Annotated in this window: 14 protein-coding genes and 1 pseudogene; 5 read left to right on the forward strand and 10 right to left on the reverse strand. The window is 64.1% G+C overall.

The features are described from left to right. Window positions 1–27 precede the first annotated feature (27 nt). Both P5W98_RS05140 and P5W98_RS05145 read left to right on the forward strand, forming a co-directional pair. Complete coding sequence (locus P5W98_RS05140) at window positions 28–486, forward strand: MaoC family dehydratase (RefSeq protein ID WP_434718422.1); 459 nt, start codon at window positions 28–30, stop codon at window positions 484–486. Continuing rightward, window positions 480–953: a MaoC family dehydratase gene (locus P5W98_RS05145; RefSeq protein WP_421025190.1), complete on the forward strand. Its 474-nt coding sequence runs from the start codon at window positions 480–482 to the stop codon at window positions 951–953. The genes P5W98_RS05140 and P5W98_RS05145 overlap by 7 nt, the downstream gene beginning before the upstream one ends. 100 nt (window positions 954–1,053) lie before the next feature. Here the strand turns inward: P5W98_RS05145 and P5W98_RS05150 are convergent, their stop codons facing one another. The 5 genes from P5W98_RS05150 to P5W98_RS05170 all read right to left on the reverse strand — a co-directional run bounded on the left by P5W98_RS05150 (window position 1,054) and on the right by P5W98_RS05170 (window position 6,804). Then, window positions 1,054–1,770, reverse strand: a complete 717-nt coding sequence (locus tag P5W98_RS05150; protein ID WP_434718423.1) for a glutathione binding-like protein — start codon at window positions 1,768–1,770, stop codon at window positions 1,054–1,056. A 169-nt stretch (window positions 1,771–1,939) separates the two neighbouring features. Further along, complete coding sequence (locus P5W98_RS05155) at window positions 1,940–3,199, reverse strand: acyl-CoA dehydrogenase family protein (protein ID WP_434718424.1); 1,260 nt, start codon at window positions 3,197–3,199, stop codon at window positions 1,940–1,942. A gap of 83 nt (window positions 3,200–3,282) precedes the next feature. Beyond that, window positions 3,283–4,398, reverse strand: coding sequence for a phosphotransferase (locus P5W98_RS05160; RefSeq protein ID WP_434718425.1), 1,116 nt, complete (start codon window positions 4,396–4,398; stop codon window positions 3,283–3,285). A gap of 55 nt (window positions 4,399–4,453) precedes the next feature. Then, window positions 4,454–5,245, reverse strand: coding sequence for an oxepin-CoA hydrolase, alternative type (locus tag P5W98_RS05165; RefSeq protein ID WP_421023573.1), 792 nt, complete (start codon window positions 5,243–5,245; stop codon window positions 4,454–4,456). After that, window positions 5,242–6,804 (reverse strand): 3-hydroxyacyl-CoA dehydrogenase, encoded by a 1,563-nt coding sequence (locus tag P5W98_RS05170; protein ID WP_434718426.1) that lies wholly within the window; start codon window positions 6,802–6,804, stop codon window positions 5,242–5,244. The genes P5W98_RS05165 and P5W98_RS05170 overlap by 4 nt, the downstream gene beginning before the upstream one ends. Before the next feature lie 108 nt (window positions 6,805–6,912). Between P5W98_RS05170 and P5W98_RS05175 the strand changes: the two genes are divergently transcribed. Continuing rightward, complete coding sequence (locus P5W98_RS05175) at window positions 6,913–7,554, forward strand: glutathione S-transferase (RefSeq protein ID WP_434718427.1); 642 nt, start codon at window positions 6,913–6,915, stop codon at window positions 7,552–7,554. Window positions 7,555–7,688: 134 nt separating this feature from the next. Here P5W98_RS05175 and P5W98_RS05180 read toward each other — a convergent pair whose 3' ends face one another. Both P5W98_RS05180 and P5W98_RS05185 read right to left on the reverse strand, forming a co-directional pair. Then, complete coding sequence (locus P5W98_RS05180) at window positions 7,689–8,882, reverse strand: pyridoxal phosphate-dependent aminotransferase (protein ID WP_421079236.1); 1,194 nt, start codon at window positions 8,880–8,882, stop codon at window positions 7,689–7,691. A 97-nt stretch (window positions 8,883–8,979) separates the two neighbouring features. Then, window positions 8,980–9,495 carry a putative toxin-antitoxin system toxin component, PIN family gene (locus P5W98_RS05185; RefSeq protein WP_434718510.1) on the reverse strand — a complete coding sequence of 172 codons (516 nt, stop codon included), beginning with the start codon at window positions 9,493–9,495 and terminating at the stop codon, window positions 8,980–8,982. Between the two features lie 65 nt (window positions 9,496–9,560). On the opposite strand from P5W98_RS05185, the gene yaaA reads away from it, so the two are divergent. Further along, window positions 9,561–10,355 (forward strand): peroxide stress protein YaaA, encoded by a 795-nt coding sequence (gene yaaA / locus P5W98_RS05190; protein ID WP_421023578.1) that lies wholly within the window; start codon window positions 9,561–9,563, stop codon window positions 10,353–10,355. Window positions 10,356–10,390: 35 nt separating this feature from the next. Beyond that, window positions 10,391–11,554 carry a M14 family metallopeptidase gene (locus P5W98_RS05195; protein WP_434718428.1) on the forward strand — a complete coding sequence of 388 codons (1,164 nt, stop codon included), beginning with the start codon at window positions 10,391–10,393 and terminating at the stop codon, window positions 11,552–11,554. 93 nt (window positions 11,555–11,647) lie between these two features. Here the strand turns inward: P5W98_RS05195 and P5W98_RS05200 are convergent, their stop codons facing one another. From P5W98_RS05200 to P5W98_RS05210, 3 genes and pseudogenes are all read right to left on the reverse strand, one after another. Beyond that, window positions 11,648–12,424 carry a BspC domain-containing protein gene (locus P5W98_RS05200; RefSeq protein WP_421079238.1) on the reverse strand — a complete coding sequence of 259 codons (777 nt, stop codon included), beginning with the start codon at window positions 12,422–12,424 and terminating at the stop codon, window positions 11,648–11,650. Between the two features lie 161 nt (window positions 12,425–12,585). Next, window positions 12,586–13,260: an energy-coupling factor ABC transporter permease gene (locus P5W98_RS05205; RefSeq protein ID WP_421023581.1), complete on the reverse strand. Its 675-nt coding sequence runs from the start codon at window positions 13,258–13,260 to the stop codon at window positions 12,586–12,588. Between the two features lie 10 nt (window positions 13,261–13,270). Beyond that, window positions 13,271–14,196, reverse strand: a pseudogene (locus tag P5W98_RS05210) (helix-turn-helix transcriptional regulator). Between the last annotated feature and the right edge of the window lie 48 nt (window positions 14,197–14,244).

Here is a 14,244-nt window from a genome sequence, read left to right on the forward strand (position 1 = left end):
AATGCAACATGAAACGGAGAGGCATCGATGGGAGTGAGTTACGAAGATCTCGAAGTGGGCAAGGCGTATGAAGTCGGCTCGCATACGTTCGGGCGCGAGGAGATCGTGCAGTTCGCGCAGCAATTCGACCCGCAGCCGTTTCATTTGAGCGAGGCGGCCGGCGAGGCGTCGCACTTCGGCGGCCTAGTCGCGAGTGGCTGGCACACGTGCTCGGTCATGATGGGCCTGCTCGTGCGCAACTTCCTCGAGGGCTCGACGTCGATGGGCTCGCCTGGAATCGACGAGATCCGCTGGATCAAACCGGTGCGCGTCGGCGACACGATTACGTTGACCAACAACATCGTGAGCAAGCGCGTTTCTCAAAGCAAGCCGGATCGCGGGATCGTCGAGACACGCTGGGAAGGCCGCAATCAGCACGGCGAGATCGTCGTGACGGTGAGCTCGAAGGGGCTGTTCGGGCTGGCCCATCCGGGAGATGCATCTTGAGCGCGGTGACTGCGGTGGAAATCGCCGACGTCGCGGCCTTGCGCGCGCTCGTGGGTGCGCAACCGCTTCTGAGCGACTGGCGCACGGTGAGCGAGGCGAGCGTGCTGGGCTTCGCCGACGCGACCGACGATCATCAGTGGATTCATGTCGACGCGGAGCGTGCGCGCCGCGAATCGCCATTCGGCGGGCCGATCGCCCATGGCTTTCTCACGCTCTCGCTCGTGCCGGCGCTGCTCGCGGAGACGGTCCCGATGCGTCAGCGCATGGGCGTGAACTATGGGCTCAACCGGGTGCGCTTCACGTCGCCGGTGCCCGTGGGCGCGCGGGTGCGGGCGCGTATTGGCGTGAAAGAGGTGAGCGATGTCGAGGGCGGCGGTGCCCAAGTCGTCTGGGACATCGCCATCGAATGCGAGGGCAGCGAGCGGCCCGCGTGCGTGGCCGAATTCATCACACGGCATTACTTCTGAATCACTGAGCGCGCGTGTCCATTTGCGCACGCTCGGAATGAACAAGGGGCGCCCGGCCACAAGCCGCGCGCCCCTTGTTCGTTTTGGCTTGTGCCGATCGTCAGGCTGCTTTCGAGCCGTGCTTCGCGTACTGCGTCGCGCCAAACAGGATCTCTCGCGCCTTGTCGTCCGTGAGCGCCTTGCGGGCGTTCGCCAGCACTTCGACGCCGCGCTGGACCGCAGGGCGCGCCGCGATGGTCTCATGCCAGCGCTTCACGTTGGGCAGCGCGTCGAGATCGATGCCCTGGTTTTGCCACGAGCGCGTCCACGGGAACGCGGCGATATCGGCGATGGTGTAATCATCGCCGGCCAGATATTTGGATTTTTCCAGCTGCGTTTCCATCACGTTGTAGAGGCGCCGGGCCTCGTTCGTGTAGCGGTTCACAGCGTACTCGATTTTCTCGGGCGCATAGATGCGGAAGTGGTGTGCCTGGCCGAGCATGGGCCCGAGGCCGCCCATCTGGAACATCACCCATTGCAGCACGTCGTAGCGGGCCGCGAGGTCTTCAGGCATGAACTTGCCGGTTTTCGCGGCCAGATAGATCAGGATCGCGCCCGACTCGAACAGCGAAAACGGCTTGCCGTCGGCGCGCACGGGGCCCTCGGAATCCGTGATGGCAGGGATTTTGTTGTTCGGGCTGATTTCGAGGAATTCTGGCTTGAACTGGTCGCCGGCTCCGATATCGATGGGATGCACGCGATACTCGAGGCCGGTCTCCTCGAGCATGATATGGACTTTGTGGCCGTTGGGCGTGGCCCAGCTGTAGACATCGATCATCGTGGCTCCTTGGCACCTGGACGAAGGCGTCGCCAGACTTGCGCGGCGCGTGGACTGGCGCAAATTAGCATAGATCGGCGGGCCGCGCAGAGGGCGCATGAGCGCCCCTGCTGCGCTTGTGGGCTTGATCTTGCTTGCGGACCAGAAGCGGGCTTCGGGCCTCGATCGTCTATGAACGCGTGATCGGCATCTCCACACGCGAAGCCGCCGCCGGATCGGTGTAGCGCGCGAGCTCGAGCCTGGCAATGGCGTTGCGGTGCACCTCGTCGGGGCCATCGGCGAAACGCAGCGTGCGCGCGTGTGCGTAGGCATAAGCGAGCGGGAAGTCGCCGCTCACACCGCCACCGCCATGCACCTGGATGGCCCAGTCGAGCACCTGGCAGGCCATGTTCGGCGCGACTACCTTGATCATCGCGATTTCTCCGCGCGCGCCCTTGTTGCCCACCGTGTCCATCATGTACGCGGTCTTGAGCGTGAGCAGGCGCGCCTGCTCGATCATGCAGCGGGCCTCGGCGATACGCTCCTGAGTGACCGTCTGCTGCGCGATAGTCTTGCCGAACGCAGTGCGCGAGAGCGCGCGCTGCGCCATGAATTCGATTGCGCGCTCGGCAACGCCGATCAGGCGCATGCAATGGTGGATGCGGCCCGGCCCGAGTCGCCCTTGTGCGATTTCGAAGCCGCGGCCTTCGCCCAGCAGGATGTTCGATGCCGGCACGCGCACATTCTCGAGCGTGATTTCCATGTGTCCGTGCGGCGCGTCGTCGTAGCCGAACACGGTGAGCGGACGTCTGACCGTGATGCCGGCCGTGTCGGACGGCACGAGTATCATCGATTGCTGCGCGTGGCGCGGCGCATCGGGATTGGTCTTGCCCATCACGATATACACCGCGCAGCGCGGATCGCCGGCGCCCGAGGACCACCATTTCGTGCCGTTGATCAAGTAGTGGTCGCCGTCACGCTCGATGCGCGTCTGGATGTTGGTCGCATCCGACGAAGCGACCTCGGGCTCCGTCATCAGGAAGGCCGAGCGAATCTGGCCTTCCAGCAGCGGCGTCAGCCACTGGCGCTTGTGTTCCTCGGTGCCGTAGCGCTCGATGGTCTCCATGTTGCCGGTGTCGGGCGCGTTGCAATTGAATACCTCGGGTGCCCAGATCACGCGGCCCATGATCTCGCACAGCGGCGCATATTCGAGGTTGGTGAGCCCCGCGCCGCGTGTCGAATCGGGCAGGAACAGATTCCAGAGGCCGGCCTCGCGCGCCTTCAGCTTGAGTTGCTCGACGATCTGTGTGGGTATCCAGGCATCGCCGTTCGCGCGATTGCGCTCGACTTCCTCGTGATAGACGGTCTCGTTCGGGTAGATGTGTTCGTCGAAGAACGCGAGCAGTTTCTCGCGCAGCGCCTGCACTTTCGGGGAATAGTCGAAATTCATCCGTGACCTCGCAAATAAGGAGCACCGCGTAAGGATCGAGTGCTGATGGAATGCCGATCGAATCGATGGGAGGCGAAGCGGCGCTAGCGCACCTTTTGCGCGTATTGCCACGCGAGCTCGGCCATGGGTCTTGCGCGTCGCCCTGCGTCGGCGGCCTGGGCGCTCGCGGCCGTGCCTTCGACTACGCGCTTCATGATCCCCTGGAGGATGGCCGCGATACGGAACATGTTGTAGGCGAGATAGAAGTTCCAGTCGCCGCGAATCTCGAGGCCCGTACGCTCGCAATAGCGCTGTACGTAATGCTGCTCGTCGGGAATGCCTAGCGCTTGCCAGTCTAGCCCGCCGATGCCGCGGAACTGGCCCGGTTCCACATGCCAGGCCATGCAGTGATACGAAAAGTCGGCGAGCGGGTCGCCGAGCGTCGAGAGTTCCCAGTCGAGCACCGCGAGCACGCGCGGCTCGGTGGGGTGGAAGATCAGGTTGTCGAGCCGGTAGTCGCCATGCACGACCGAAACGCGCGCCCCCGTGTCGTCGGGCAGATGCTGCGGCAGCCATTCGATCAGCCGGTTCATTGCGTCGATCGGCTCGGTTTGCGAAGCCTGGTACTGGCGGCTCCAGCGATCGATCTGGCGTGCGAAGTAATTGCCGGGCTTGCCATAATCGGCAAGTCCGATGGCGTTGGGATTCACGTTGTGGAGCGCGGCGATCACGCGGCTCATCTCGACGTAGATCTCGCCGCGCTGCTCGCGCGTCATGCCGGGCAGCGCCTGGTCCCACAGGACGCGGCCCTCGACGAACTCCATGACGTAGAACGCGCGGCCGATCACGGCTTCGTCCTCGCAGAGCGCGAGCATCTTCGCGACGGGGACGTCGGTGGCGCCGAGCGCGGCCATCACGCGATACTCGCGCTCGATTGCGTGCGCCGAAGGCAGTAGCTTCGCCTTCGGTGCGGGCTTCGCGCGCATCACGTAGCTGCGCTTTGCCGTGACGAGCTTGAACGTGGGGTTCGACTGGCCGCCGGCGAACTGCTCGACCGAGAGCGGTCCTTCGAAGCCGTCGACGTGCGCGGCGAGCCAGGCGGTCAGCGCCCCGGTGTCGAAACGCTGACGCTCGGCAACGGCGCGCGTGCCTTCGAACGCCGAAAAGTCGGTCGAGTCGCTGGCGGTTGTCTTGCCTGCATTCGGGGTGGCTTGTGCCATGTTCGTCTCCCTTCTCGTCGAGCCGCGTCGAAGCGTTACAGGCGCGACGATTCGCTTATCGCTTGTACACCGGTTGCCGCTTTTCGAGGAACGCGGTGATGCCTTCGAGCCCGTCGCGGTGATGCAGCGAAGTCACGAAGCTCTCGCGTTCCGCAATGAGGTGGTCGTCGAGCGACTGCATGTCCGCTGCGCTCGTCAGCCCCTTGATACGGGCGACCGCATTCGGCGAGATCTTCGCGAGATCGTCTGCCCAGGCGAGCGCCGTATCGAGCGCCTTCTGCGGTTTTGCGACGCGGTTCACGACGCCCAGGTCCGCGAGGCGCGATGCGCCGATGGGCTTGCCTTCGACCATCAACTCGAAGGCAAGCGCGCGCGGCAGCGCACGCGCGAGGAACCATGAGCCGCCGCCGTCCGGCGTGAGGCCCACGCGCGAGTAGGCCATGACGAATTTTGCGTCGTCGGCGGCGACCAGCAAGTCGGCTGCGAGCGCCAGCGAGAAGCCCGCGCCCGCAGCCGCGCCTTCGACCGCGGCGATCACCAGCTTGCTCGACTGGCGCATGGCCGTGACCCATTGCGCGAGCATGTCGATGCTGGCGGCTTGCACGGAAGGATCCTTGGCGCGGTTTTCGAGCAGACGGTTCAGGTTGCCGCCCGCGCAAAAGAAGTTGTCGGCGCCCGTGATAACGATCGCGCGCAGCGAGTTGTCGCGTTCGGCCGCATCGAATGCTTCGATGGCGGCGGCGTACATGTCTGGATGCAGCGCGTTGCGCGCGCCGGGGTTCGACAGCGTCAGCACGAGTGTGGATTCGTGGTCGTGCGGGCGAGTGCTGCGAAGTTCTGCGCTCATTGCTGTGCCTCGTTTGTTGTGTTGATGTCTGCCGCGTCGGGTTGCGTGAGAGCAAGACCGAGCTGCGCGCGGCGCGCGAGCCACGGCGATGGGCGATAGCGCGGGTCGCCGAGCACGGCGTGAATGTTGTTCAGGATGGTGAGGATCGTGCGTGCGCCCAGTGTGTCGCCGAGTGCGAGCGGCCCCTGCGGGTAGCCGAGGCCGAGCGTGACAGCCAGGTCGATATCGTGCGGCGACGCGATTTGCTTCTGTGCGATGTCGCAGCCGATATTCACGATCGTCGCGACGATGCGCTGCGCGACGAAGCCCGTGGAATCGTGGATCACCGTGACCGGTACGCCGTCGGCGGCGAAGAGCGCATGGCCCGCATCGCGTGCTGCGCGCGTGGTGGCGGGCGTCGTCATCAGCGTGCGGCGCTTCGCGCTGGCGATCGGGAACAGCGTGTCGATGGCGATGACGCGGCTTGCGTCGAGTTGCTCTTCGAGTGCAGCGGTGGTGGCGTCGAGGCCGAGCGGCGCGACCACGATGAGCGAGTCGGCGCCGGGCGCGTCGCCTTCGTCGATGGCGACGCCCGCCTGGGCGGCAAGCGCGAGCACGGCCTCGCGCGCTGCAGCATTGCGGCGGCTCACCCAGACGCGCGCGGGCAGCGTCGTGGGCGCGGCGGGTTCTTCGGGCACTTGCTGCTTGCCATCGACATAACGATAGAAGCCCTCACCGCTCTTGCGCCCAACGAGCCCGCCCGCGAGGCGCACGCCGGTGATGGGCGAAGGCGTGAAGCGCGGCTCCTCGTAGAACTGGTGATAGATCGACTCCATCACCGGATGCGAGACATCGAGCGCGGTCAAGTCCAGCAGTTCGAACGGCCCGAGTCGAAAGCCGGCCTGCTCGCGCATGATGCGGTCGATATCGGCGAAGCTGGCCACGCCTTCGCCGGCCACGCGCAAGCCCTCGGTGTTCATGCCGCGGCCCGCGTGATTGACGATGAAGCCCGGCATGTCCTTCGCGCGCACGGGCGTGTGGCCCATGCGGCGCGCGAGCGCCATGAGGGCGTCGCCGGCGGCGGGGTCGCTGCGCAGACCGTCGATGACCTCGACGACCTTCATCAGCGGCACGGGGTTGAAGAAGTGATAGCCCGCGACGCGCGAGGGATCGCCGCAGGCAGCCGCGATCGCCGTGATCGACAGCGACGACGTGTTCGAAACGAGCAGGCACTTGCCGCTCACCACGGTTTCGAGTTCGCGGAATAGGACGCGCTTGGCGTCCAGGTTCTCGACGATCGCTTCGACCACCAGATCGCAGCCCGCAAGGCCGTCGATCGTGTTCACGCCCGTGATGCGCGCGAGCGCGGCGGTGGCATCGGTCTCGCTGAGCTTGCCTTTTGTAGCGAGTTTCGCGAAGGTATCGGCGAGATACGCGCTCGCTGCGGCGACCGCCTGCGCATTGGTATCGTAGAGGCGCACCGCGAGGCCCGCCTGCGCGGCAATCTGGGCGATGCCGCGGCCCATTGCGCCGGTGCCGACGATGCCAATTGTCTCAATGTTGAAATGATGGGAAGTCATTGGAAGCCTGGCTCCATGATTGGCCTAGAATAGCACGGTCGTACAATTTAACGAAAACGATTCAGCGGGTTCAAGACGGACGCCGCTGCCTTCAAGGGGGCAATGAGAATGATCAAGCTGCATGGTTTTGCGCTGTCGAACTACTACAACAAGGTCAAGTTCGTGATGCTCGAGTATGGCATCGCGTTCGAGGAAGTGACGGCGAAACTCCCGCTTGCCGAGGCGCAATTGGCGCAGTCGCCCACGGGCAAGGTGCCGTTCGTGGAGACCGAGCACGGCTTTCTGTGCGAGTCGGAAGTGATCGTCGAATATCTGGCGGCTTGCTATCCCGAGAAGCGCATTTTCTCCGCCGATCCATGGGCGGCGGCAAAGGAGCGTGAGCTCATTGCCGTGATCGAGACGCATCTGGAACTCTCGGTGCGCGAACTCTATGCTGAAGCATTCTTTGGCGGGGCGGTGAGCGCGGACGTCAAGGCGAGCGTCGAGAAGCGCCTGAACCGTTATATCGAGAGCTTCAAGCGGCTCGCGAAGTTCGCGCCGTATGTGTGCGGGGAGCAGTTCGGGATCGTGGACATTGTGGCGTTCGCGAGCTTGCCGCTTGTCGCGATGGCGACGCAGAAAATTTACGGTCGCGACCTTCTCGCCGAAGCCGGCGTGGACTGGAAGTCCTACCTGAAGCGCGTGGGCGAGCGGCCTGCGGCCCAGCGCGTGGCTGCCGAGCGCAAGGCCTATATCGAAGCCAATGCGTAAGCTTGGCGCTTGCATGGCATAGGCGGCTCGGCAGGCGGCTTTGCGGCGCGGTACAGCGTGCGGGAGTGCGCGCCGCCTTGCGCGATGCTCGGGAACGCCTTGCCGTTCGCGGATGCATCGCGCGTCGCCGGGCTTCAGAGCCGAACGAGGCGTTCGAGCGCGGTCGCGAGCGTGCTTTCCTGCTTGGCGAAACAAAAGCGCACGACGCCCGATTCGTGCGGCTCCTGATAGAACGCCGACACCGGAATGGCCGCCACGCCAATTTCGGCCGTGAGCCACTTCGAGAATTCGGCTTCGGGCAGGTCGCTGATTGCCGAATAGTCCACGCATTGAAAGTACGTGCCCTGGCACGGCAGCAGCTTGAAGCGCGAGTTCGCGAGACCGGCGCGGAAGAAGTCGCGTTTGTTCTGATAGAAAGCGGGCAGTTCCAGATACGGCTTTGGGTCGCGCAGGTATTGCGCGAGACCGACCTGCATCGGCGTGTTCACGGTGAACACGTTGAATTGATGCACCTTGCGGAATTCGGCGGTGAGCGGCGCCGGCGCGGCCACGTAGCCGACCTTCCAGCCCGTCACGTGAAAAGTCTTGCCGAAGCTCGACACGATGAAGCTGCGCGCCGCGAGTTCCGGATAGCGCGCGACGCTCTCGTGCGGCTGGCCGTCGTAGACCATGTGTTCGTAGACTTCGTCCGAGAGAATCAGCACATTGGTGCCGCGCACGATCTCTTCGAGCTTGCGCATGTCCTCGGCGCGCCACACGGTCCCTGTGGGGTTGTGCGGGGTGTTGATGAGGATGAGGCGCGTCTTTGGCGTTATGGCCGCAGCGAGGCGGTCGAACGGAATCGCATAGTCGGGCGCTTCGAGCGTCACGAACACGGGCTTGCCGCCCGCCAGTTCGATCGACGGCAGGTAGCTGTCGTAGGTCGGCTCCACCACGATGACCTCGTCGCCGGGATGCACCGCGCACAGGATCGCCGTGAGCAGCGCCTGGGTGGCGCCCGCCGTCACGGTGATTTCAGTGTTGGCGTCGTAGCGATGACCGTAGATATTCGCTACCTTCTCCGCGATGGCTTCGCGCAGCACGGCCATGCCGGCCATCGGCGGGTACTGGTTGTGGCCGTCGCGCATGGCCTGCGCGACGGCGTCGACGATGCGCGAATCGCAGTCGAAATCGGGAAAGCCCTGGCCCAGGTTCACCGCGCCCTTTTCTGCGGCGAGCGCGCTCATCACCGTGAAGATCGTCGTGCCGACGTCGGGCAGGCGGGAGGGGAAAGAGGGTGAGAGCAGCGAGGTTTGCGACGGATCTTGCGAGGGATGCGATGCGTTCATGGCGCGGGCGGATGGAAGACGGTGGAACGGGAAAACTCGATTGTAGGCAAATCGGTCGGGCCGCGAACGGTCGGGGCGTGAGTGGCTGATCCGCTGGTCATACGCCAGCCCAGGCCGCCGAGGTTTCGGCGACAAAGGCATCGGGTGTGCCGATGCGAAAGCCGAAATCGCGCGCGATACGCTTCGCGAGCTTGAGCACCGCTCGGTCTTTCGATACGAGCCACACAGCGCCGCTGGCCCGCGCAAGCTCCAGGAACTTCTGATCGTCGCGATCGCGGCATTGGGGTAGCGCACGGGCGTCGGCGGGCAGCGCTGGCGGCGCGATCTGCCGCACGAGCGTCGCCAGCGTGGCGAGCGCGGCCGCCTTGTCCGTGCCGCGCCCCTGGAATTGCGGATAGTCGAGCACGTGCGCAAGCTCGGCATGGCAACGTGCGTCGATCAGCGCGTCGAGCGCGCCACGTTCGAGCGCGGCGCGAATGGGGCGCGTATGCGGATCGTCGAACACGAGAATGTCGAGCCACACATTCGAATCGAGCACCACGGCGAGCGGATCTTGCGCTGCCGTGGCGGGGGATGGGGCGGGGAAGCTGTCTGAGGGCGTAAAACCGGTCATTCGTGAATTCGCTACAATCGGGCTTTCGCCTTTGAACATCGGCACGCTCGTGCCTGCAAGCCTCTATGATAATCGTTCTGTCGCCGGCCAAATCGCTCGACTATGACACGCCGGCGCACATCGAAACACACACCATCCCTGATTTCGTCGACGACGCAGCCGAGCTGATCGATGGCCTGCGCCGTCTTTCGCCGCAGCAGATCGGCTCGCTCATGAGCATCTCGGATCCGCTCGCCAGCCTGAACTTCCAGCGCTACGCCGACTGGTCGAAGCACTTTAGCGAGGCCAACGCGAAGCAGGCCGTGCTCGCGTTCAACGGCGACGTGTACGAAGGCTTCGACGCGAAATCGCTCACTCATGCTGATCTCGATTACGCCCAGCAGCACGTGCGCGTGCTGTCGGGCCTGTACGGCGTGCTGCGTCCGCTCGACCTGCTGCAGCCTTATCGGCTGGAGATGGGCACACGCTTCGAGAATGCGCGCGGCAAGGACCTTTACGCGTTCTGGGGCGAGCGCATCACGCACGCGCTCAACGCGCAGTTCGAGCTCAATCAGAAAAAAGCGAAGAAAGGTGCGCGCGTGCTGGTGAACTGCGCATCGACCGAGTACTTCAAGGCCGTCAAGCCAAAGGCGCTCGCGGCGCCCATCATCACGCCGGTGTTTGAAGACTGGAAGGGCGGCCGCTACAAGATCATCAGCTTCCACGCGAAGCGTGCGCGCGGGCTGATGGCGCGCTATGCGGTCGAGAACCGCTTAGCCGAGCCCGAGGCGCTCAAGGCCTTCGATATGGAAGGTTATGCATTCGATGCTGCGGCATCGAACGATTCGACGTATGTGTTCCGCCGGCGTCTGGCCGATTGAGCGGCCGGATTGCCGATCCAGCGAAGGAAACAGACATGACGATTTCCATTTCCAGCCAGTTCGATGCGGGCGCGATTGAAGTGCTCTCGTGCGAGCAAGCCGACGATATCCGCCTGCGCGTGCGAGCCGACAGTCAATCGGATTTCGCGCAGTGGTTTTATTTCCGCCTCACGGGCGGGCGCGGCGAGCGTTGCGTGATGACGTTCGAGAACGGCTCGGCGTGCGCATTTCCCGAAGGGTGGCGCGACTACCAGGCCGTGGCGAGCTATGACCGCGTGAACTGGTTCCGCGTACCGACCTCGTACGACGGCAAGGCGTTCGTCATCGACCATACGCCCGAGTTCGACAGTGTCTATTACGCGTACTTCGAGCCGTACAGCGAGGAGCGCCATTCCGAATTTCTCGGGGCGCTCCAGCAGCTTCCGCACGCGACGCTGAGCGAACTCGGCCAGACAGTCGAGGGTCGGCCGATGACGCTTCTTTCGCTCGGCATGCCGGGCGACACTACGCCCGAAGGCAAGCCCAAGAAGACGGTCTGGATCATCGCGCGCCAGCATCCGGGCGAGTCGATGGCCGAATGGTTTGTCGAAGGGCTCGTGAAGCGTCTGGCGGGCTGGGGCGACTGGTCGGGCGATCCGGTCGCGCGCATGCTGCTCGAGCGCGTGATCTTCCATATCGTGCCGAACATGAATCCGGACGGCAGCGTGCACGGCAACCTGCGCACCAATGCTGCGGGCGCGAACCTGAATCGCGAATGGATGGAACCCGATGCTAAGCGCAGCCCCGAGGTGCTCGTCGTGCGCGATGCAATCGAGACAACCGGCTGCGATCTGTTCTTCGATATTCACGGCGACGAGACGCTGCCCTATGTGTTCGTGGCCGGTTCGGAAATGCTGCCCGGCTTCACCGAGCAGCAGCGCGCCGAGCAGGCTGCATTCATCGAAGCGTTCAAGGTGGCGAGCCCGGACTTCCAGGACAAGCACGGCTACGAAGCGAGCCGTTATCGTGAAGATGCGCTCAAGCTCGCATCGAAGTACATCGGGCATCGCTACGGTTGCCTGTCGCTCACGCTTGAAATGCCGTTCAAGGACAACGCGAACCTGCCCGATGAGCGGGTGGGCTGGAACGGGGCGCGTAGCGCCGCACTAGGCGCCGCCATGTTGCAAGCGATCTTGCAGCACGTCGTCAAGTTCGCCTGACGCGAAGGCAGCAGCATGACAAAGGGGGAAGCGGTGCACACCGCTTCCCCCTTTGTCATGTGCGGCGCACGCCGTGTGGACCGCGCCGGGTCATCATTGCGTCGTCGACTTCTTTTTCGTGCTCGTTTTCCTGGCTGTCGACGTGGTGGCCGATTTCGTTGTCGGCTTGCTGCTGCCCGTCGCGCTTTTGGTGCCCTTCGTGCCCTTCGTGCTCTTTGTACTCGTGGCCGAGGACTTGTGGCCCGATTTGCTCGAAGTCGCGGTCTTCTTGCTCTTGCCAGTGGTCTTCTTCGACTTCGTGCTGTGTTTGCCGCTGGCGTGGGCTGCAGTGCCGCCTGTCGAGGCGCGGGACTCGCTGCGCGCGCGCAGGGGCGGTACGGGATCGTTCCAGCTGAATGCGAGGATCTGCTGGCCTACGTAGCCGCAGCGGAACTTCAGATCGTAGGGCCCGTGGCCGCTGTCTTTGGGAATGCCGATGCCATCGACAGTGACGATCGTATCGACTTTCACGCGCTGCTTGCCTTCGTCGAACGAGTCGTTCCAGGGCGTGACGGTAGAGTGTGCACTGTCGAAAGAGCTGGGCGCAAACTCGACATGATCGAGTGCGTCCGACGTACTGGCAATGAAATTGCCGTGCGCTGCGCAGCTTGCGACCAGCGGGTCGGCATGCATTTGGGTCACGAAGGAATTCGCGAGCTCGCTCTGCCGGCTGGCAAAATCGCCTGGTTGATCGATGGGGCCGGCTTGAGTGGCCTGATCGAGCTGATCGGCCTGGGCGGGCAGCGTACAAACGAATGTGAGACTCACGGCGCAGGCGGCCAGCCGGCCAATTACAGTCAGCAACTGGCGAGATGCGTTGTAGCGGTCCATCTGATTATTCTGGATGAGGGTGGGACATCAGGCACCGTAAGATGCTGCACTGCATGGATGAGTTCCGGGGCCGGACAAATATTTCGCGGAGCCGGCTGGCGGAATGGCTTCCTGGCGTGCCTGCCCTGCAAGCTGCGGCTTGTGGCCGCGGTGTGTCCGGGTCAGGTGCGTGGACCACCCAGCCGATAGCGCCGCACGTCGTAGGTTGTGACCCACGCGGGGCGATAGACCGCGATCAGCGCCGTGGCCATACCGGTAAACCAGGCCTCGCCGGACGCGAGCAGGAATACGCTGAAGGCATAGCCTGGCGGCACGGTGAGCATCGAGCCACCGTTGAGCGCGACGTGGGTGCCAAGTGCCAGATAGGCTGCCGCCGAGACCGCGATGGCGGGCGAGACAAAACCTTGGCCGACGATGAACATGAAGAGATTGCGCGGCAGCCATGCAGTGCAGGCTCGCTGCATCAACGCAGAGACGGCTACAGGGAACGCGCCGAATACGAGGAAGGTTAGCGCGACGCCGTCCCAAGGAGTGTCGAAGATGACCGCGGCCAGCACAACGACCACCGCCATGGCGACGAGTGCGAGCCCCCAGTCGAACAGCGTCACCACGAGGGTGGCGCCGAGCAGATGCAGCACGGTGCCGTCCTCGAGCCAGGCATTGCTCGCCCACAGCACGGAGACCGCCACGACGATGGCGAGCCACACGTGCTGGAGCGTGGCGTCTTGCAGACGCTTGAACGGGTTATTCCATAACGCGAGCGCGAGCAGGCCCCCGGCTGCAATCCATGCACCGACGATGACCCACAGCGGAAGCGGCGTATACAGGAACCCCATGTGTTTAATATTACTCGTTGGAGCGCAAAAGGTGTGCGCCGCTGGGCGGCGTCTCCTGTTCTTCGCTGTTCGAGTCGGCTTCGGAGCGAGGCTCAAGTGGGGCTGGCGCCGCGTCGCCATAAGGAACGCCCGGTTCCGCGGCTAACGGTAGGGGATCCGTACTGTCGTCTTGTCGCAACGGATAGCGCAAGGAACGCTTGGCACGCGAGCGCAAGGGCACCGGGCCGCGGGTTTGGGCGCGCTGTCCCGGCGTGTGCGCAGCACTTGCAGTTGATTCGCCAGCAAGCCGTTGTAGATCGCGACGGCAGCAGCCCGGTTGGGGGCGCCGAGTTGCTGGAAGATGCTCGCCAGATGAACTTTGACGGTGCCCTCGCTGATGCCGAGGGCTCTGGCGATCATCTTGTTCGTGGCGCCCATGTGGACGCAGCGGAGGATCTGTTCCTGGCGGGGTGAAAGGCTTGCCTTGAGGTGCGCCTTGGCCACATGCGGCGCGCTGTTGCCATGGCGGCGCTGCGGCACTGGCCACGAGCCATGTGGGCAGAACGAAGGACCGAATATGTCGGCGGGAAGGTGGTCGCCGCCGAGCAGAATAAGCTCGAGCAGCTTGACGATCAGGATTGAGTCGGTGGTGCGCTTGATGATGCCGCGTGCGCCTTCGGCAAGTACCGCCCGAAGAGAGTGTGGCGGCTCGCTGCGGTCTACGAGCACGGCGACTGGTAGCGTCTGATGCCGGCTCGAGAAATTGTGCAACTCGCCGGGGCGGATGCCGTCGTGCCAGTCGATCACCAGCAGGTTTGGTGTGAAGCGCTGCATCGCACGTTCGGCACTGCGCCAGTCTGGCGCGTCGTTAAAGCGTGCACGTCGATCGATTTGTAGTAACAGCGCCTTGAGCCCTTCGCGCCGTTCGGCGTCCGGATTGAATACCGCAAACCGCATAGCATAGCCCTCCTCTCGTGAATGGCCCCTCTCGAAATGTTGTGCGGC

Origin of the sequence: Paraburkholderia sp. A1BS-2L, assembly GCF_051125205.1 — a bacterium.
GTDB lineage: Bacteria > Pseudomonadota > Gammaproteobacteria > Burkholderiales > Burkholderiaceae > Paraburkholderia.